Source organism: Williamsia soli (assembly GCF_017377795.1).
GTDB classification, from domain to species: domain Bacteria; phylum Actinomycetota; class Actinomycetes; order Mycobacteriales; family Mycobacteriaceae; genus Williamsia; species Williamsia soli.
Genome location: NZ_JAFRDR010000006.1, coordinates 105240 through 124330, shown reverse-complemented (window position 1 = coordinate 124330; position 19091 = coordinate 105240). Strand labels below are relative to the sequence as shown.

The following is a 19091-nucleotide window of genomic DNA, read 5'->3' as shown; positions in this document are numbered from 1 at the left end:
CATAGCGCAGATCGTCTGTCCAGTGAACAAGTGGGAGCATTGATGGCATCGAAAGTTGTGGGTTCGGCGGCCGAAGCGGTCGCGGACATCCGGGACGCCGCGACTCTGGCGGTCGGCGGGTTCGGATTGTGCGGCATTCCTGATGCCCTGATCGGCGCCATCGCCGACGCCGGGGCGAGCGACCTCGAGGTGTTCTCCAACAACTGCGGCGTCGACGACCACGGTCTCGGCATCTTGCTGTCGCTGGGCCGTATCCGCCGCGTCACCGCCTCGTACGTCGGTGAGAACAAGGAGTTCGCGCGTCAGTACCTCGCCGGCGAACTCGAAGTCGAACTCACCCCGCAGGGCACCCTCGCCGAGCGCCTACGCGCCGGTGGCACCGGGATACCCGCGTTCTTCACCCCAGCCGGTGTCGGGAGCCCGATCTCCGAAGGCGGAATGCCATGGCGCTATGCCGCCGACGGATCGATCGCCATCTCCTCGCCGCCCAAGGAAACCCGGACGTTCGGCGAGAAACGTTACGTCCTGGAGGAGTCGATCAACGCCGACTTCGCGTTGGTTCATGCCGCAGTCGGCGACACCGAGGGCAACCTCGTCTTCGAGAAAACAGCGATGAACTTCAACCCCCTCGCAGCCATGGCGGGCCGCATCACCATCGCGCAGGTCGAGAAGCTGGTGCAACCAGGCGAGATCGATCCTGCAGCGGTTCATCTACCCGGCGTCTTCGTTCAGCGGATCGTGCACACCGGACCGCAGGACAAGCGCATCGAAAAACGCACCGTCACAGCGACCGCAGGAGCAACCCGATGAGCGCACCGACCACTGTCAAGGGATGGACCAGAGACCAGATGGCCGCGCGTGCCGCCGCCGACATGATCGACGGAGAGTACGTCAACCTCGGAATAGGGCTGCCCACACTGATTCCGGGCTTCTTGACCTCCGGCGTACAGGTCACCCTGCACTCGGAGAACGGCATCCTCGGCACCGGCCCGTATCCGGCCGACGACGCGGTCGACGCCGATCTGATCAACGCGGGGAAAGAAACCGTCACCGTCAATCCGGGTGCAGCATTCTTCGATTCCTCGTTGTCCTTCGGCATGATTCGCGGCGGACACATCGACACCGCCGTCCTCGGTGGCATGCAGGTCTCACGCCACGGCGACCTCGCCAACTGGATGGTCCCCGGCAAGATGGTCAAAGGCATGGGCGGGGCGATGGACCTCGTCCACGGCGCGGCCCGGGTCATCGTCCTCATGGAGCACACCGACCGCAGCGGCAGCCCGAAGATCCTCGACGACTGCACTCTGCCGCTGACCGGAGAGCGTGTGGTCGACCGCATCATCACGAACCTCGCGGTCATCGACGTCGTCGGCGACGGCAGCCTCGTCCTGCGGGAGCTTGCACCCGGCGTGAGCGCCGACGACGTCGTCGCGGCCACCGGTGCCACTCTGGATGTCGAAATCTCATGAGCGACATGACGCCTTCGGTCATCGTCGCCGGAGCGCGCACACCTGTCGGACGTCTCATGGGTTCACTGTCAGGGTTCTCCGGTTCCGACCTCGGTGGCATCGCGATCAGGGCGGCGCTCGACAAAGCCGGAATCACAGGCGATCAGGTGCAGTACGTCATCATGGGCCAGGTCCTCACGGCGGGGGCTGGGCAGATCCCCGCCCGGCAAGCCGCGGTGGCCGGGGGCATCCCGATGTCGGTGCCCGCCTTGACCATCAACAAGGTGTGCCTGTCCGGTATCGACGCGATCGCGCTCGCCGATCAGATCATCCGGGCAGGTGTCGTCGACATCGTGGTCGCCGGTGGGCAAGAATCCATGACCCAGGCCCCGCACATGCTCGAGAAGTCCCGCACGGGTTTCAAGTACGGCCAGGTGACCATGCGCGACCACCTCGCCTACGACGGGCTCCACGACATCTTCACCGACCAGGCCATGGGCGCTCTCACCGACAGCATCAACCCGCTGGCCCGCGCCGACCAGGACGAGTTCGCTGCCGCGTCGCACCAGCGGGCGGCCACCGCTTGGAAGAACGGACTGTTCGCGGACGAGGTTGTCCCCGTGACCGTCCCGCAACGCACAGGCGAGCCGGTCATCTTCGCCCATGATGAGGGTGTCCGCGCCGACACGACACCGACCGCTCTCGCGCGTCTGCGACCCGCGTTCTCCTCGGAGGGCACCATCACCGCGGGCAACGCATCCACCATCAACGACGGCGCCGCCGCGGTCGTCGTGATGAGCAAAGCCAAGGCGCTCGCTCTCGGGCTCACCCCGCTCGCGGAGATCGGTGCCCACGGGATGGTCGCGGGGCCTGATTCGACGCTCCAACTGCAACCCGCGCGTGCCATCGCCGCTGCGTGCGCCACCGAGGGTATCGACCCCACAACGCTCGATCTCGTCGAGATCAACGAGGCCTTTGCGGCTGTCGGCATCGCGTCGACGCGTGATCTCGGGCTGGACCACACGCGGGTCAACGTCAACGGCGGCGCCATCGCCATTGGGCACCCTCTCGGGATGTCCGGTGCCAGAATTGCTTTGCACCTGGCGCTCGAGCTGGGACGTCGAGGCGGTGGCGTCGGGGCCGCAGCGCTGTGCGGCGGTGGCGGACAAGGATCGGCGCTGATATTGCGCGTGCCCGAATAGTCCTAGCCCTTGTCGACGTCGGCCGAACGATCGTGGCCCGGGCGGCTCATACGCGAACACCTGATGGTCCGGCACCAGAGGCGGAGATACGGGCCGGTCTCGTATTACGAATCTGTGACGTCGCCCCTGCGACTCGTCAGTCGAGTGCCCGGTGAGGCAGGCTGGATTCATGAGCGCTGCCACAGCACCCCGTGTCGGAATCATCGGCGGATCCGGCTTCTATTCGTTCTTCGATTCCGGTGCCGAGCAGGTCGAGGTCAGAACTCCGTACGGCGACCCGAGTGCCGCTGTCACCATCGGCGATGTCGGCGGGGTACCGGTGGCGTTCCTGCCCCGCCACGGGCTTTCGCATGAATACGCGCCGCATACCGTTCCGTATCGGGCCAACGCGTGGGCGTTGCGGTCGGTGGGTGTCCGGCAGGTGTTCGCGCCCTGTGCCGTGGGTGGACTCAGCCCCGACCTCGCACCAGGGACGATGGTCATTCCCGATCAGCTCGTCGACCGGACGACCAGTCGCGCACAGACCTTCTTCGACGGCCCCGCCATCCACGTAGGATTCGCCGATCCTTATTGTCCGACGCTGCGTCGCGCAGCCGCCACAGCCGCACCGGACGCGGTTCCCGACGGGACGATGGTGGTCGTCGAAGGTCCACGCTTCTCCACGAGAGCCGAAAGCCAGTGGTACGCCCGGCAAGGGTGGACCTTGGTGAACATGACCGGGCACCCCGAAGCAGTCCTGGCTCGCGAACTCCAGATGTGTTACGCGGCCATCGCGTTGGTCACCGACACCGACGCGGGCCTGGTGGCCGGCGACGGGGTCACCGCGTCGGAGGTATTCGCGGTGTTCGAGCGCGGGCTCCAACATGTTCGCGAGGTACTCGTCAGAGCAATCGGTGTGGCTGCAGCGGAACCCGAATGTCCATGCGCACGCGGCGAACACGACATCTCCTCTCTGATGGAGGCAGAGCTGTGACCCGGGTGTTGCTGACCGGCGCCGCCGGATTCATCGGGTCCCACATCAGGTCCACGTTGACCGAACGCGGCCACGACGTCGTCGCGGTGGACGGCATGATTCCTGCCGCACACGGGTCGGACGCCATCGCACCCGACGGCGTACTGGTCGCCGATCTTCGGCAGGCATCACTGGTCGAACTGCTCGACGGGGTGGACGTCGTCTGCCATCAGGCCGCTCGGGTCGGTGCCGGTGTCGATGCCCGCGATGCCCCCGACTACGCGGCCGACAATGACCTCGTCACCGCGCGGCTACTGGCGGCCATGTTCGAAACACGATGCCGACGAATGGTGCTCGCATCATCGATGGTCGTCTACGGCGACGGCACCTACCGCGATGGCCTCGGGGCGATCGTGGACCCGCCGCCGCGCAGCACCGCCGATCTCGAGGCCGGCAGATTCGAGCGATACCTGCCCGGCGGCGAGCCCGCCGAGTGGGCACTGACCCCCGAAGATGCTCCGCTGGCACCGCGTAGCTACTACGCGGCAAGCAAGGCGGCGCAGGAATCCTATTGCCGCGCCTGGTCCTTGGAGACCGGAGGTGCGGTGACAGCGTTGCGCTACCACAATGTGTACGGCCCGCACATGCCCCGGGACACCCCGTACGCCGGCGTGGCGGCCATCTTCCGGTCACAGCTCGAGGCCCGTCAGGCGCCGACGGTGTTCGAGGACGGCGGCCAGATGCGAGATTTCGTCCATGTCAGCGATATCGCCGCCGCCAACGTCGCGGCCATCGAAAGACTCGCTCCCGACACGGGCAGCGGCCGGTTCGAGGCGTTCAACGTGTGTTCGGGACAGCCGATTTCGATCAAACAGGTCGCTGAATCGCTCACCACCGGCATCGCCGGTCCGGCGCCGGTGACCACCGGCCGTTATCGGCCTGGCGACGTCCGCCACATCGTGGCCGACCCAGCATTGGCAGCCGCCACGCTCGGCTTCCGCGCCTCGATCATGCCGGAGCAGGGCCTGCGCGAGTTCGCGACGGCGCCTCTGCGCTGATCTCGGGAGCTTTCGGAACCGGAGGGCCGCCGGGAACGGGCAGGTGCACCTCGAACCGGCTGCCCGGGTCCCGATTCGACACCGAGATCCGGCCGCCATGTGCGGAGACCAGACCCTCGGCGATCGCCAGTCCCATTCCAGAGCCGACCGGTATGCCCTTGTCGTCCGTGGGCGTCCGCGCGGATATACCGCGATAGGCGATCTCGAAGATCCGCGCCATCTCGTGTTCGGCGATTCCGGGACCGGCGTCATCGACCCGGAGGAACGCGTGCGAATCCCGCCGCCCCACCTCGATCTCCACGGGGCAACCGTTGGGCGTGTGCGCGATCGCATTGATGACGAGGTTGGTGAGCACCCGAGACACTGCTCGACCATCGGCGTCGACCATGACCGCGTCCTCCGGCATGACTGGCCGCAGTCGGATATCGGCTCGGTCGGCAGCGGCGGCGCACCCCGCGACGACTTCGTCGACCACCTCACGTAGATCCAGGTTCTCGCGTTCGAGCCGCAGGGCGCCGGCGTTGATCTTGGACATCTCGAACAGGTCGTCGACCATCCCCGACAGCCGCATGGCGTCCTTGTCGATCTGACGCGCGAACGTCGATACCTCGTCGGTGTCGGAGACCACGCCATCGGCCAGCGCCTCGGCCATGGCCCGGATGTCGGCGAGCGGGGTGCGAAGGTCATGGCTGACCCAGGCGATCAGCTCGCGACGTGACTGTTCGGCCGCCCGCTCCTGCTCCCGGGCGTGCCGCTCCCAGACCGTGCGTCGCGCCTGGAACCGGGCGAGCAGAACCGCCGCTGGGATGACGATGATCGCGACCGAGGCAAGGACGGTCGCGGTGCGTTTGAGGTCGTCGGTGAACATGAACCCGCTGACCCCGATGACGCCCATCAGAATCGCCACCGGCGGGATCAGGACCAGGACCACGGTGCTCGTCACCAGCGACAACCGCCGCAGACCCAGCAGCAAGAAGGTCCCCAGGAGCACCACCGGCGCCGACCAGAGCAGCGAGAGTCCGACGATCTGCGGAATGTCGGTGGGCATCAGATCACCGTTCACTGACCGATGCGGAGACCCACCGATAGCCCTGACCCCACACGGTCTCCAACGAATCGCAGTCGCCGAGCTTGGCGCGCAACCGCTTGACGTGCACAGTCACGGTCGACAAGTCGCCGAACGACCATCCCCAGACCTGGGAGAGCAATTGTTCGCGGCTGAACACCGCGTCACGGTGGGACAGGAAGAAGCGCAGGAGATCGAACTCGCGTTTGGTCGTGCTGACGGGTGCGCCGGCCACCGTGACGCTGCGTGCTTCTGCATCCATCACGACTAAGCCGTCGGCAAGGTCGTCGGCCGCCGCGGGGCCCGACCAGTTCGCGACACTGCGCCGCAACACCGACTGCACCCGCAGCGCCAGCTCCCGCGGGCTGAACGGCTTGATGACGTAATCGTCTGCACCCGCGGCCAATCCGACCAGGCGATCTTCTTCCTCACCGGACGCCGTCAGCAGGATGACAGGCATCCCGGCATGAGGCCCGCTTCGGATGTCGGTCAGCACCTCGATGCCGGTACGGCCGGGCATCATCACGTCGAGGATCACGAGGTCGATCTGGTGGTTCTGCAGATGTTCGAGCGCGGCGTCCCCGGCGCCGACCAGCGCCACCTGCAGCCCATCGCGCTCGAGGTACCGACGCACCACGTCGCTGACGATCGGATCGTCATCGGCCATCAGAACTCGCACCACACCAGCAAACATGTCTTCTACCAATAGGTCCACACGAGGTGGTTGATCAGCAAGGCCGTGATGGCCTGACCGGCCAGCCAGAACCGGTGGGATCGTCGGGGCAACAGGGCCGTCGCGACCAGCAGCCATACGCTGAACGGCAGCCAGATCCGCTCGACCTCGGCCTTGCTCAGCGCACTGACGTCGGCGACGATCATCGCCAGCAGACCCGCCAACGCCAGCAGCACCACGGCCTCGCGACGTCGGATCAATCCTGGTCGGACAGCGCGGCCGATGCCCACCGCGGCCGCCGGACCGACCGCGCAGAGTGCCGAGGCGAAGTTCGCCCAGCCCCAGTACGAGAACGGCCGCTGCGTCGCGACGCCCTGGTAGTAGCGCTCGACGACCAGGTGGTAACCGTCGAGCCACCAGAAACCGAACGCGGCGAAGATCCCGACGACAGCCAGCGCAGCCGGGACGGCGTACACAACCGGTCGCCACACCCGGGCGACGACGAGGACTGCGATGGCGACGAGACCCATGAGAACGAGTCCGTAGTTCAGGAAGATCGCGAACCCCAGGACCAGCCCGCTCCCCACGGCAGCTGCCACTGCTCGCGGGCCGGACGTGGTCGCGGCGATGGCCAGGAGCGCGATCCCCCAGGCTGCGACGCCCATGTAATAGCCATCGGCTGACACCCCCATCCAGACTGCACCCGGGGTCAACGCGATGAAGGGTGCGATCCGCCGCGCCGTCGCCTCATCGCTCAGGCGCGCGGTGGTGATCAGCAACGCACCTGCCGCACTGCACCCGACGAGGACGACCCAGATGGCCGCCCAGGCGCCGCCGCCGAGACCGATCCGGTCGAGCAAGACGAATGTCAGCAGCGATCCCGGAGGATGGCCGGACACATGTGTGGTCCACGAGTCCGGCTGGAAGTCCAGGATTCGCCCGGAGAATCCGTCGAGCATGCCGGTGATGCTCGAGACACCTGGCACTTCGGCAAGGTATTCGTCCGGCCTGATCAACCGGCCTGCGAACCCGCGGTCCCAGCCGTCGATCATCGCCAACGAGAAGGTCCACGCCAGGCAGGTCGCCATGGCGGTGAAGATGATCGACCTCCACGACAATCGGGTCGCCAGCGTAGGGCCGTACGCGATGACGGCAAGCGCGACGAGGACCGCGGCCACCGATCCGTATCCGAAATGCGGTCCGTATTCCCCGAACAGCGGTGGTGCGAGCGCAAAGATGTTGATGCGCCACGCGGTGTCACCGACGATGGGCGCGACAACTGCGGTCGTCAGCAAGGCTGTTGCGGCCAGCAGCGATAGCAGATCTCCCCGGCTGATCCAGCGCTGGTGTCCTGACGTGTCTGAATCCGAGAGGGTGTTCAGGGTTTCGGTCACCCTTACAACCTAGGCTTCGTTTCCGGCATCGTTGACACTTCGGCGCAGACGTCACTCTTCCGTCACCGGATTCTGCTGGCTATGTGCACCAGCCGCCCCTAGCGTCGAAGACATGGGACAGCAGAGCGCATCACGGGTCAGTGCCACCGTCGTGATCCCCTGCCGCGACGAAGCCGAGTCCTTGCCTGCGATCATCCGCGCCCTGCCGGCCGGAATCGATGCACTCGTCGTCGACAACGGCAGCGTCGACGGCACCGCCGACGTCGCTGCTGCGCTGGGTTGCACCGTTGTCTGTCAACCGATTCCCGGTTATGGATCGGCTGTGCACGCCGGTATCGAAGCGTGCACCACGGAGATCGTCTGCACCATCGACGGTGACGGATCGATGGATCCCGCCGACCTCACCCAACTGGTTGCCGCCGTGGCCGCCGGCGCCGATCTCGCCGTCGGGCGACGCCGGCCCGTCGACCGCCGCACATGGCCTCTGCATTCTCGACTCGGTACCCAGTGGATAGCGTGGCGCCTCAGAAACCGTTACCGCATACCCATTCACGACATCGGACCGATGCGGGCGGTCCGGCGTGACGATCTCGTGGGTCTGGAAATCACGGACCGCCGTTTCGGGTACCCGGTCGAACTCCTTGCGCGAGCAGGCGCCGCCCGCTGGCAGATAACAGAATTGGACATCACGTATCGGCCGCGGTCGGGTGGCAGATCAAAAGTGTCGGGATCACTGAAGGGAACGCTGCGGGCCACCCGTGACTTCCTGACCGTTCTTCACCAGATGGAGGAGAGAGTTGCTCACTGACACGCCGCAAGGAATCCTGATCGTCGCCAAGGCGCCGGTACCAGGACAGGTCAAAACCCGCCTCACCGAGAAGTTTTCGGAGATCGAAGCGGCCGAGCTCGCGGCGGCCGCACTTCTCGACACCCTCGACACCGCGTTGTCGGTGGGGACCGCGCCGGTCGTCGTCGCGATGACCGGCGCTCTCGGTGACGCCGTCGCCGGCGAGGAGATCGGATGGCGACTGCGCCACACCACGCTGATCGCCCAGCACGGCAACACCTTTGGTGAACGGCTCCAGAATGCGCATCGCGACACCGACGACGTGGTCCACGGTGCGGTCTTTCAGGTCGGGATGGACACTCCCCAGATCACCGCCGGTCAGTTCCGGGCCGCATTGGCAGCACTGGAAGAGACGGACTGTGTCCTCGGCCCCGCCACCGATGGCGGGTGGTGGGGGCTGGGACTCCACGACGCCCGCGGCGCGCACACCCTCACCGGCGTACCGATGTCGTCAGCCGAAACCGGCGCGGCAACCCGAGCAGCACTGGAGTCAGGAGGGCTCCGGGTGACCGAGCTACCCGAACTGTGCGACGTCGACCACCCCGAGGACATCGACGGGGTCGCGCGACGATGTGCACCCGGCAGCCGATTCGCGGGAACCGCTGCGACTCTGATGGAACGATCATCATGACCGTCGCGGATGAGTCCTCGGACACCGTATATTTCGACGGCGCCGTCTCCGAGGGGCTTGCCGGTGAGCGCACGTGGCTCAGGCACGCCGACGGCACACGAAATCTGTTGCCGGTAGATCGATGGCTCGGTACGAGCCTCGTCGGTTCGGACTCGGAGTTCGATCGCCGGGTGGCCGACAAATGTCTCGGGCCGACGGTTGATCTCGGATGTGGTCCCGGTCGGCTCGTGCATCGGTTGACCGGCAACGGTATCGCGGCACTGGGCGTGGACCACAGCGATCAAGCTGTGAGCATGACCCGCGCGCAGGGCGGAGTTGCCATCCGGCGCAGTCTGTTCGATCGCCTACCCGGCGAGGGTCGTTGGCGACACGTGCTGTTGCTGGATGGGAACATCGGCATCGGCGGAGATCCCGATCGCGTGGCAAGACGAGCGTCCGAGCTGGTCGCGGCAGGCGGGTCGATCATCGTCGAACTCGACTCCGGTCTGGCCGGGCTCTGGCGGGGTGCCGCTCGCGTCGAAACCGAAAGCTCTTACGGCGACTGGTTTCCCTGGGCGCGGGTCGGCATCGACTACGCCCGCGAACTCGCCGAGACGGTCGGGCTGCATTATCGCTGTGAGACCATCGGCGGTCGCGGTTTGATGGAACTCACCGGGCGGTGATCACCGATGTCGAGCATGGGGCTTACCGGTGACGACTGCGCACTCTTCCACGTCGTAACAGATCCGAACGGTGCTCGGTCCGATCCATCCTGCGGACACCACCCCTCGTACGTTCTCGCCGTGCGCGCGTGCATGAAGCGCTGCGAGGTCGTCGAACAACCCGCCGTCTCGCAACGAAGCCAGCGCGGGATCGTTCCGAGCCAACATGAGGTCGTCGAGAATGAGTTCCCGGCTGCTCATCGGGCGTTCACCACTTCCCACATCGAGTCATCGGCCCAGGCCACGGCCACCTGCGAGCGTGTCGTGTACTGGGTATTCGCAGCCTCTTCCCGCCCGGATGGGTCTCGGCCCCGACACGCGAGGTCGATGAGCCGATGAACACCCTCGATGAGGACGCCGATCGCGATACCGGTCTGCGCAGTCCCCGACTTGTTGCGCGCGTCGGAATGCTGCTCGGGATCTGTATCGCCGTGTGTTTCCTGACCGGGATGCTCAGTCATTGGATACAACACCCTCCCGGATGGTTCTACTGGCCGTCCCGTCCGGTGTGGCTCTACCAGACCACGCAGGGACTGCACGTGATCACCGGCGTCGTGGCCATCCCGCTGCTGCTGGTCAAACTCCAACTCGTCTACCCGAAGCTCTTCGTCAAGCCCGTGATCGGGACACCTGCACGAGCTGTCGAGCGCGCCTCGATCGCAGTCCTGGTGAGCTCGACGATCTTTCAGCTCCTGACCGGATTGCTCAACACCGCCCAGTGGTATCCATGGACGTTCTTCTTCACCACCACCCACTACGCCATGTCGTTTCTGGTGGTGGCATCGATCCTGGTACACATAGCCGTCAAACTGCCGATCATCCAACGCGCCCTGGGTAGTCCAGTCGAGTCGACCGCACCGATCAACACGACTGGCACGACGTCCGAGGCGCACAGAACCACGAGCGAACCGGCACCGGAGCGCGGGGTGGTGTCACGGCGCACGGTTCTTCGGGGCACCGTCGCCGTCGGGTCCCTCGCTGTGCTGGCCTTTGCCGGACAAACCGTGCCCTTCCTGCGCTGGTTCGCGTTTCTCGCGCCGCGTTCAGGCGAAGGACCACAAGGTATTCCGATCAACCGAACGGCATCAGCGGCGGGAGTCCAAGAGTCGGCGCGCGATCCCGACTACCGGCTGATCATCAGCAACGGAAACGTGACGAAAGAACTGACCCTCGAACAGCTGCGGGCCATGCCGCAACACGAAAGCGCCCTTCCGATTGCGTGCGTGGAAGGGTGGAGCGCGACCGGTATGTGGGGTGGAGTCCAGGTACGCGATCTCGTGGCGCTCGTCGGCGGAGACCGACACCGCGACGTCCGGTTCATCTCACTGGAGGCCGGACTCTACGGAGTGAGCACACTGCCCGCGAACACCGCTGACGATCCACTCTCGCTCGTCGCCCTCAGGTTGCACGGCGAGCAGTTGATCGTCGACCACGGCTACCCGTGCCGGCTCATCGCACCGAACCGGCCCGGGGTGCTGCAGACGAAGTGGCTGACACGAATCGAGATCTTATGAAGCTGCGCCTCATCCGGGCGATCCTGATCCTGACAGCGCTGGCGTTGGGGTGGTACGGACTCTCACAGCTCTGGGACATGCCGCGTGCAGATCAGCTCTCCATCGTCTTCTGGCTCGCGGGCGGGCTGATCGTTCACGACGCCCTCTTCGCACCGGCATGCATCGCCCTCGGCTACGCCGCGAAAAGAGTCTTGCCACAACGGTGGTGGCCGCCCGCGCTGCTCGCCGTCTCAGCGAGCCTGGTCGTGGTCATCCTCTCGCTGCCCGTACTGCTACCACGTTCTCCGGACAAGACACCCGACAACGCGACCATCCTCGATCGTCCTTACGGCGTCAGCGTTGTCATCGCTCTCGCCGTCATCTGGTTGCTGGCGGTCTCTCTCATCCTGACCCGACGACGACGCCCTGCGGGGGAATCCGCCCGAATTGAGTAGTACCCCGTCGCAGGGTCACCGTTTGCACCTTCACGTCGGCCCACGCCGCCGTTCACCGGGTCAGGTCGGTGCGAACACACGCCTCAGGCCCACAAAGCGAACCACTGTGGCTACGAGATTCGCCACCACCAGTACGGAGACCTCCTGAACTCGCGATGGATCGGATATCCAGATGTGCAAGAGCCACAACGCTCCACCGGTGACTGCGAGTCCCACAGCGAACACGGCGAGGCCCTGCAGATAATGCCGCATGAGGTCGTCAGTGCCGCGGACCCCGAAAGTGAATCGCCGGTTGACCGCGGTATTGGCGACCGCAGAAATCAGCAGCGCCAACACATTCGCGAGCTGCGACGGCATGACGAATCGCAGCAGGACGAACAACACCACATACGCGAGCGCGCTGGCGCCGCCCACGAGGTAGAAACGGACCAGCACGCTGCGGTACCACCTGCCGGACACAGCGCCACACCCTTGCTCGTTCAGTCGCGATCTCTAGGTCACGCTCGCAAAACTTCGTCTCGCTCGCACTATTTCACGAGCGGGACGAAGTTCTGTGAGCGACGTGCGGTCGAGTCAGCGCGCCGGGGACGTCGACGTCGTGGTGGTGGTCGGAGTGGTGGGAGTGGTCGTTGCCGAGGTGTCGGTGGACGTCGGCGTGGACTCGGTCGATTCCGCATCGGCGCCAGTTGTTTCCGACGGGGTGGAGGTGGCCGATACCGGGGACTCCGTCGGGGTCGCGGATTCGGCGCCCGATGGTGCCACGCTGGACTCCGTGGTCGCGGGTACGTCTGCCGGGAGCACAGAGGGCTCGTCTGCGGCACGCAGCGCAGCATTGGTGGCCTTCGCCGTGCCGCCGGCAACCTCGCCGCCTGCCGCGTCGACGACCTGGGTCTTCGCGGTGACGGGCGGCGTATTCCGCAGTGTCTGAGTCACCTCGTCCCGTCCGTCTCGCAGAGCGCGTCCCCAGTTCTCCCAGGTGTGGCCGCCGTAGTTCGGCAACACGACGACGTTCGCCCCGCTTTGCGCAGCCTGGATCTGCATCAGGATGGTCGACACGGCCGACAGCATCTCGAGGGCGATCGCGCTGATCTGGTCCTGGGGCGCCAACTTGGCCAGTTCGCCCGGGGTGAGGAAGCCGTTGCCGGACGAGATGATCAGCACCTGCCCGTTGTCCTTGAGCTTGCTGACGTTCTTAGACGGATCGTTCTCTGTCCACCGGCTGCTACCCGGGGCACCCCACATGTTGACGATGCCGTTCGTGTAGTTCGACACGAGCGTCTGAGACGCGAAAACACCCAGCGCACCAACGGGATTGTCTGTCTGGTAGTAGCCCGACATCGCCTGCACCACCTTGAACTGCTCGGGGTGGCGTTCGGCCAGGGTGACGGCCGGCCCGGCGGACATCGACAGACCGATGATCGCGTTGTTGGACGGGCTGACCCCGAAGTTCTCGGCGAGATACGCGGGCAGTTCGTCGGTCAGGAACGTTTCTTGCTTGATGGTGGCGTTCTTGTCACCGGCGCCGGCGTCCCAGTCCGTGTAGAACGACGACGCTCCGCCGACCGGCATGACAAGTGTGGTGTCGGTGCTGCGGTCGTAGACCTGCGCGGCCTTGACGTCTGTCGTCCACGCGGAGCGGTCCTCGCGAGCCCGCATCCCGTCGAGTAGGTAGACGCCCCGGTTGCTGCCCTCGGAGGCGCGGATCTGCACCATGACGTACTTGTTCTGGGATGTCGACCAGACCTGGCAGTTCTGCACGTAGTAGGCCGAGGAGTCCCAGGTACACCCGGGACGGAGTTTGTCCGGCTGGCCGGCAACTGCACCTGCGGTGCCGAAGGAGAACAGCAGCGAACTGAGGGCGGTGAGCGCGATGCTCAACACGGCCACGATCGCACCGAGAACCAGCACGCGGGGTCCGCGGCGACGCCGCGGCGCCTCGGGGGACGCGTGCCGGGCCTCACCGACGACCTTCCAGGCGGGGACGGAGTGACCGAACTGGTTGAACGAACTTGGCATGCGAGGGAGCTCTCCTGATCTCGGTCCCGACCGAAACAAGTGCTTCAGGAGTTGTCGCCACACATCGACAAATCGTTACCGCCCGATTCACTGCGTTCGATTGTCTCGATTTGGTTCCGATGTGCCGTGTCGGTGTTTAAATGATCGCCATGCTCATTGTTCGCGCCTTCGCCCTGCGTCTGTTGGCTGTTGCCGCCCTCATCACCGGGACGCTGGCAGTGGCGAGCGTTCCAGCAGCACAGGCCGATCCAGGCCCGGGCTCGCCGTTGCCCTCGGCAGATCCCTTCTACAGCTATGACGGACCCCTGGACGGCATCGCGCCCGGCACCGTGCTGCGCTCGCGACCGATGAACTTTCGAACGCCCAGTCTCGACACCCCAATCACCGGCAATCAGGTGCTGTACCGGACAACTGATCAGCAAGGGCGCGGCGCTGTCACCGTCGCAACAGTCCTGCGGCCGCTGGTACCCGGCCCGACAAAAATTGTGTCGTACCAGATGGCGTATGACGCACTCGGTTCCCAGTGCGACCCCTCCTACACCCTGAGCGGCGGGTCGACGAACCTCATCGCCTTCGGCGAGCAGAATCTCATCGCCGGGTACCTCGCCGCCGGATACACCGTCGTCGCGCCCGACTACGAGGGCGAGGAACTCGAATGGACCATCGGCCGACAGTCGGGTTACGCAATGCTCGACGGGGTCCGCGCGGCTCAGGCATTTCTCGGAGCTCCCTCCTCGACACCGGTCGGCCTGGTCGGCTATTCCGGGGGCTCGGTTCCCACTCAGTGGGGTGCTGAGATAGCACCGAAGTACTCACCCGAACTGAACATCGTCGGCGCCGCGGCGGGCGGCCTGCCTGTCGACCTCGCGCACAACTTGCCCTATGTCAGTGGCAGCAAGCAGTGGGCAGGCGTCATCCCCGCACTCGTCGTCGCCTATCAACGGACGTACAACCTCGATACGAGCACGTTCCTGTCCCCGTACGGCCAACAGGTGACCCAGCAGGTCAGCTCCGAATGCATCGCCAACTTCGCCTCGAAGTACCCGACCCTGACCGACGCGTCGATGGTCAAGGCGCCGTATGACTCCTTGCTCGACGTTCCCGAAGTCGTCGCGGCGATCGATGACAACATCATGGGTAGCCAGGGCACCCCGCGTACTCCGCTGCTCCTGGGGGTCGGCAAGGCGAACGCGCTCGGCGACACCATCATGATCACCGACGACGTCGTCGGTCTGGCACACGAGTACTGCGGCCGGGGCGTCGACGTGACCTACTCCCAGTTCAACGGACTCACCCACGCCGAAGCCTTTGCTCCGTTCGAGGCCCAGGGGCTGCAATTCCTGACCGAGCGGTTCGCCGGCCTGCCCACCCACAGCAATTGCGCGACCATCCCGCGCGGCAACAGCCTGGCACCGACACCTATCCCCTGACCTCGGCTGCCGCCACTGGTTGGCATCTGAGGGATCGGGTACTCAGCCACCATGCCCAATCGAGAGTCAGAAGACTTTGCGTTCGAACCGCAGAACCCCGAACCGAACGACACCGCGGGACTGGAAGCGGGCGGCAGCGTCACACCCGGTGACACCCCTCCGGCCGAGACCGGCGTCGGTGGTCCGAACCACGAACCGCCGCAGCGCGGCCGAGCACTGCCCATCGCCGTCATCTCTGTCGCGGTATTTATCGTCCTGATCATTGCCGTCGGGCTGTTCAGCCGCGTCTTCGACCTGCTCTGACATCTGGGCGGCACCGCATACAGCACTGGAGTGGCTAACCTCGAATGATGGCTACAACACCGAGCTCCGCAGTGGGCACCAACCCAGCGATCACCGGCTTGGAAAGCACGTTCGCCGAGCAACTGAGCGCTCTGGCTGTGCCCTGGCAGGGTGCGGACGCGCCTGACCCACGGTTACTGGTCGTCAACGAGCCGCTGGCCATCTCCCTGGGACTCGATGTAGACGTCCTTCGAAGCGTCGACGGCGTCGAGGTCTTGTCGGGAGCATCAGCGCCTGTCGGCGCCACTCCCGTCGCGATGGCCTACGCCGGCCACCAATTCGGTGGTTACACACCGCTACTCGGAGATGGCCGCGCGCTACTGGTCGGCGAGCTCGTCGGCGACAACGGCGAACGCGTGGACCTGCACCTGAAAGGGTCTGGGCCGACACCCTTTTCCCGAGGTGGCGATGGGTTCGCCGCCGTCGGCCCGATGCTGCGCGAATACCTGGTCAGCGAGGCCATGCACGCACTCGGTATCCCCACCACGCGAGCGTTGTCGGTGGTCGCGACGGGCCGGGACATTCGTCGAACCGGCGCGGAGCCTGGGGCCGTGCTCGCCAGAGTCGCGGCCAGCCACCTGCGGGTGGGCACATTCGAGTTCGCGGTCCGGCAGGGCGAGGTCCTGCAAACCCTCGCCGACTATGCGATTGCACGCCACTATCCGGCGTTGACCGAACTGCCTACCGAGAAGCGGTACCTGGCGTTCTTCGACGCCGTGGTCGAGGCGCAGGCCGCTCTGGTGGCGCAGTGGATGCTCACCGGATTCGTGCACGGCGTCATGAACACCGACAACACCACCATCTCCGGGCAGACCATCGACTACGGACCGTGCGCGTTCCTCGACTCTTTCGACCCGGCCGCGGTGTTCAGCTCCATCGACCAGGGTGCCCGTTACGCGTTCGGAAACCAGCCTGCTGTCCTGAAGTGGAACCTGGCACGACTGGCGGAAACGCTTCTGACACTGATCGATTCCACGCCCGACGACGCGATCGCCGCGGTCACGACAGTGCTCGACTCCTTCGACGAGCGATTCCAGAGGCACTATGCGGCCGGCATGTCGGCGAAGCTCGGCGTGGGTGGTGAAAAAATCGACCCGGCCCTGATCGATGACCTGCTGGCATTGATGACGACCCACAGCGCTGACTGGACCGGCACGTTCAGAGCACTCGCAGGCGAACTCCGTGGGGAATCAACCGCGCTGGACGTCCTCATCCCGCGCGAGCAGCTCGGTTCCTGGCTCACGCGCTGGCGCTCGGAACTTGCCAGGTATGACCGCGACGACGCCGCGGACGCGATGGACGCGGTCAACCCGCTGTACATCCCCCGAAACCATCAGCTCGATGCAGCGCTGAAGGCCGCCACCAACGGTGATCTCGCTCCTTTCGAAAAGTTGCTGGAGATCGTCACCCATCCGTTCGACCGCCGCGACGACTGGGCTGACTACGCAACACCTGCTCCCCCGGTGTTCAGCGAATCGTTCCAAACCTTCTGCGGCACCTGAGCTGGACGAAGAAAGGCTCTGCTGTCACGACTTTCGGGACGCCCACATACCACTGTGGACCCCCACGCGCTGATGATACTCAGCACGCGGACGTTGCGAGGTTGGCCCGATGGCGAACAAATGCTTGGATCTGAAGATGGCCGAGAACGTCGAAAACCGGGTGGTGAGCGCGTCCCGCGACATCGCAACCAACGCCGAGCAGATCTTCGAGCTGATCGCTGACCCGTCACTGCAGCCAAGCTGGGACGGCAATGACAACCTGACGTCGGCTTCAGCCGATCAACGTGTCCGCGCAGTGGGTGATGTGTTCACGATGACTCTTACCACGGGAGCCGACCGGGAGAACCACATCGTGGAGTTCGACGAAGGACGCCTCATCGCGTGGCTCCCCTCGGAAGCAGGTCACGAGCCGCCGGGTCACCTGTGGCGCTGGGAGCTCGAACCGCTCGAGGACAGCCGTACCCGTGTGACGCACACCTACGATTGGTCGAATCTGACTGACAGCAAGCGCTTGGTCAGAGCCCGAGCGACCACGGCCGACAACCTGAAGGCGTCGATCGACCGGCTGGCCGCGCTCGCCGAACGGTAGCGGTCGTCAGCTGCGGGGCGCGGCAAGCGCCTGGCCGTGTTTCGTGGCGAGCGCGTCGGCATCGGAACGCAGACTCGCGGCGAGATCCTTGAACTCGTCGAGGACAGGGTTCACACCGACCAGGGTGAACGGGGCTTCGACAACGTCGAGATCCAGGTTCCACACGTCGGCGAGGACGCGCTTGATCCACCCCGTGGCATGGTCCCAGCCCTCGCGCGGTGTGCCCGCCATATAGTTGCCGCCCTGGACGGTCACGAGCACTGCAGGTCGACCGGCGATCGGCGACGTGCTGGTCGGCCCGAATCGCGGATCGGTGACGACTAGGTCAACCCAGGTTTTGAAGTGCTGCGAGACCCCGAAATTGTACAACGGCACTGCGAACAGGTACGCGTCGGCGGCGATCAACTCGTCGCCAAGGGTCGCGGCCAGCCCCAGCGCTTCTCGCTGCTCGGGCGTGCGCTGATCTTCTGGCGTGTATCCGGCGAAGGCAGCAGTCCCCCAGGTGGTGGCAGGGATGGGCTCGGTTCCGACGTGTCGCCGGACGACGCTGTCGTCGGGATGACCCGCCCGCCACTCCTGTTCGACGATGTCGGCAATCGCGCGGCTGTGTGAACCCTCGACACGAATGCTGGCGTCGAGACGAAACAGGGTCATGGGGACTCCTCGGTGAAAGGGAATGGGGCAGATCTTCCGAACTTGAACGTGCAAGTTCGACTATACCCATCCTTGTTGAATGTTCAACTTCGATAGGATGGACGGGTGACCGACCACCAGGACGAGACGGGCGAAGCGTGGCTTTCCCACGATCAGCAACGCGATTGGGCATCACTGGTCGCGCTGATCATGACCCTGCCCGGCAAACTCGACGCACAGCTCAAACACGAGGCCGGAATCAATTTCTTTGAGTACAGCATCCTGGTATCGCTGTCTGACGCCCCCGATCACGTACAGGGGATGAGCGACCTTGCCGGGCTGGCACGAGGATCACTGTCGCGGTTGTCGCACGCGGTGTCGCGACTGGAAAGTGCGGGGTGGGTCGAGCGGCGCTCCTGCGGCGGCGCAGGCCGTCGCACAGAGGCGATACTGACCGAAGCGGGATGGCATGAGCTACAACGTATTGCGCCCTCACACGTCCGCGAGGTCCGGCGACTTGTCATCGACGCCCTGGAGGCCGACCAACTCGAACACCTCGGCGCGGCCGCTCGCCGTGTCGTCTCCGCCGCAGACCCTGCTCTGGCCGACACCCTTTCCGCCGCCATCGACCGCCGACAAGCGGGTTGATGCCGAGGGCC

Annotated in this window: 22 protein-coding genes; 15 read left to right on the top strand and 7 right to left on the bottom strand. The window is 65.4% G+C overall.

Going from position 1 to position 19091, the window contains the following annotated elements; all coding sequences use genetic code 11:
- The first annotated feature begins 42 nt into the window (after nt 1-42).
- The 5 genes from J3S28_RS17205 to J3S28_RS17185 all read left to right on the top strand — a co-directional run bounded on the left by J3S28_RS17205 (nt 43) and on the right by J3S28_RS17185 (nt 4660).
- The gene (locus J3S28_RS17205; RefSeq protein ID WP_207841946.1) at nt 43-810 is read left to right on the top strand and encodes a CoA transferase subunit A; all 768 of its coding nucleotides are present in this window, start codon (nt 43-45) and stop codon (nt 808-810) included.
- Complete coding sequence (locus tag J3S28_RS17200) at nt 807-1469, top strand: 3-oxoacid CoA-transferase subunit B (protein ID WP_207841945.1); 663 nt, start codon at nt 807-809, stop codon at nt 1467-1469. Before J3S28_RS17205 ends, J3S28_RS17200 begins: the two co-directional genes overlap by 4 nt.
- Before the next feature lie 5 nt (nt 1470-1474).
- Nucleotides 1475-2650, top strand: coding sequence for an acetyl-CoA C-acetyltransferase (locus J3S28_RS17195; RefSeq protein WP_207842162.1), 1176 nt, complete (start codon nt 1475-1477; stop codon nt 2648-2650).
- 169 nt (nt 2651-2819) lie between these two features.
- A complete protein-coding gene (locus tag J3S28_RS17190; RefSeq protein WP_207841944.1) occupies nt 2820-3623 on the top strand; it encodes an S-methyl-5'-thioadenosine phosphorylase in 804 nt (267 codons plus the stop codon).
- 5 nt (nt 3624-3628) lie between these two features.
- Entirely contained in the window at nt 3629-4660 is a 1032-nt protein-coding gene (locus J3S28_RS17185) for an NAD-dependent epimerase/dehydratase family protein (RefSeq protein ID WP_307797244.1), read from the top strand.
- Here J3S28_RS17185 and J3S28_RS17180 read toward each other — a convergent pair.
- The 3 genes from J3S28_RS17180 to J3S28_RS17170 are packed head-to-tail and all read right to left on the bottom strand — an operon-like array spanning nt 4611 to nt 7793.
- Complete coding sequence (locus tag J3S28_RS17180; RefSeq protein WP_207841943.1) at nt 4611-5708, bottom strand: sensor histidine kinase; 1098 nt, start codon at nt 5706-5708, stop codon at nt 4611-4613. The two genes, J3S28_RS17185 and J3S28_RS17180, sit on opposite strands and share 50 nt — an antisense overlap.
- Before the next feature lie 4 nt (nt 5709-5712).
- Nucleotides 5713-6393: a response regulator transcription factor gene (locus tag J3S28_RS17175; protein ID WP_237341712.1), complete on the bottom strand. Its 681-nt coding sequence runs from the start codon at nt 6391-6393 to the stop codon at nt 5713-5715.
- A 32-nt stretch (nt 6394-6425) separates the two neighbouring features.
- Complete coding sequence (locus J3S28_RS17170) at nt 6426-7793, bottom strand: glycosyltransferase family protein (RefSeq protein WP_207841942.1); 1368 nt, start codon at nt 7791-7793, stop codon at nt 6426-6428.
- Between the two features lie 112 nt (nt 7794-7905).
- On the opposite strand from J3S28_RS17170, the gene J3S28_RS17165 reads away from it, so the two are divergent.
- From J3S28_RS17165 to J3S28_RS17155, 3 genes are read left to right on the top strand one after another with little or no spacing between them, the layout of a single operon-like run.
- Complete coding sequence (locus J3S28_RS17165; RefSeq protein ID WP_207841941.1) at nt 7906-8601, top strand: glycosyltransferase family 2 protein; 696 nt, start codon at nt 7906-7908, stop codon at nt 8599-8601.
- The gene (locus tag J3S28_RS17160) at nt 8591-9271 is read left to right on the top strand and encodes a TIGR04282 family arsenosugar biosynthesis glycosyltransferase (protein ID WP_237341711.1); all 681 of its coding nucleotides are present in this window, start codon (nt 8591-8593) and stop codon (nt 9269-9271) included. The genes J3S28_RS17165 and J3S28_RS17160 overlap by 11 nt, the downstream gene beginning before the upstream one ends.
- A complete protein-coding gene (locus J3S28_RS17155) occupies nt 9268-9933 on the top strand; it encodes a class I SAM-dependent methyltransferase (protein ID WP_207841940.1) in 666 nt (221 codons plus the stop codon). The genes J3S28_RS17160 and J3S28_RS17155 overlap by 4 nt, the downstream gene beginning before the upstream one ends.
- On the opposite strand, the gene J3S28_RS17150 is transcribed toward J3S28_RS17155, so the two are convergent.
- Nucleotides 9934-10173 carry a hypothetical protein gene (locus J3S28_RS17150; RefSeq protein ID WP_207841939.1) on the bottom strand — a complete coding sequence of 80 codons (240 nt, stop codon included), beginning with the start codon at nt 10171-10173 and terminating at the stop codon, nt 9934-9936.
- Nucleotides 10174-10307: 134 nt separating this feature from the next.
- Here J3S28_RS17150 and J3S28_RS17145 point away from each other — a divergent pair, with 134 nt between their 5' ends.
- Together J3S28_RS17145 and J3S28_RS17140 are read left to right on the top strand one after the other, a co-directional pair.
- Nucleotides 10308-11486: a molybdopterin-dependent oxidoreductase gene (locus tag J3S28_RS17145; protein ID WP_207841938.1), complete on the top strand. Its 1179-nt coding sequence runs from the start codon at nt 10308-10310 to the stop codon at nt 11484-11486.
- The gene (locus tag J3S28_RS17140; RefSeq protein WP_207841937.1) at nt 11483-11920 is read left to right on the top strand and encodes a hypothetical protein; all 438 of its coding nucleotides are present in this window, start codon (nt 11483-11485) and stop codon (nt 11918-11920) included. The genes J3S28_RS17145 and J3S28_RS17140 overlap by 4 nt, the downstream gene beginning before the upstream one ends.
- A gap of 60 nt (nt 11921-11980) precedes the next feature.
- Here J3S28_RS17140 and J3S28_RS17135 read toward each other — a convergent pair whose 3' ends face one another.
- A complete protein-coding gene (locus tag J3S28_RS17135; protein WP_307797214.1) occupies nt 11981-12379 on the bottom strand; it encodes a GtrA family protein in 399 nt (132 codons plus the stop codon).
- Nucleotides 12380-12493: 114 nt separating this feature from the next.
- Nucleotides 12494-13936, bottom strand: a complete 1443-nt coding sequence (locus J3S28_RS17130; RefSeq protein WP_207841936.1) for an alpha/beta hydrolase — start codon at nt 13934-13936, stop codon at nt 12494-12496.
- Between the two features lie 140 nt (nt 13937-14076).
- Here J3S28_RS17130 and J3S28_RS17125 point away from each other — a divergent pair, with 140 nt between their 5' ends.
- The 4 genes from J3S28_RS17125 (at nt 14077) to J3S28_RS17110 (ending at nt 17799) form a co-directional block, all read left to right on the top strand.
- Nucleotides 14077-15366 (top strand): lipase family protein, encoded by a 1290-nt coding sequence (locus J3S28_RS17125; RefSeq protein WP_372436021.1) that lies wholly within the window; start codon nt 14077-14079, stop codon nt 15364-15366.
- A gap of 51 nt (nt 15367-15417) precedes the next feature.
- Nucleotides 15418-15669 carry a DUF6480 family protein gene (locus J3S28_RS17120; RefSeq protein ID WP_207841935.1) on the top strand — a complete coding sequence of 84 codons (252 nt, stop codon included), beginning with the start codon at nt 15418-15420 and terminating at the stop codon, nt 15667-15669.
- 47 nt (nt 15670-15716) lie between these two features.
- Nucleotides 15717-17210, top strand: coding sequence for a protein adenylyltransferase SelO (locus tag J3S28_RS17115; protein WP_207841934.1), 1494 nt, complete (start codon nt 15717-15719; stop codon nt 17208-17210).
- 136 nt (nt 17211-17346) lie between these two features.
- Nucleotides 17347-17799, top strand: coding sequence for an SRPBCC family protein (locus J3S28_RS17110; protein ID WP_207842156.1), 453 nt, complete (start codon nt 17347-17349; stop codon nt 17797-17799).
- Between the two features lie 6 nt (nt 17800-17805).
- Here J3S28_RS17110 and J3S28_RS17105 read toward each other — a convergent pair whose 3' ends face one another.
- Nucleotides 17806-18453: an FMN-dependent NADH-azoreductase gene (locus tag J3S28_RS17105; protein ID WP_207841933.1), complete on the bottom strand. Its 648-nt coding sequence runs from the start codon at nt 18451-18453 to the stop codon at nt 17806-17808.
- 105 nt (nt 18454-18558) lie between these two features.
- On the opposite strand from J3S28_RS17105, the gene J3S28_RS17100 reads away from it, so the two are divergent.
- Nucleotides 18559-19080, top strand: a complete 522-nt coding sequence (locus J3S28_RS17100) for a MarR family winged helix-turn-helix transcriptional regulator (protein ID WP_207841932.1) — start codon at nt 18559-18561, stop codon at nt 19078-19080.
- Nucleotides 19081-19091: the final 11 nt, after the last annotated feature.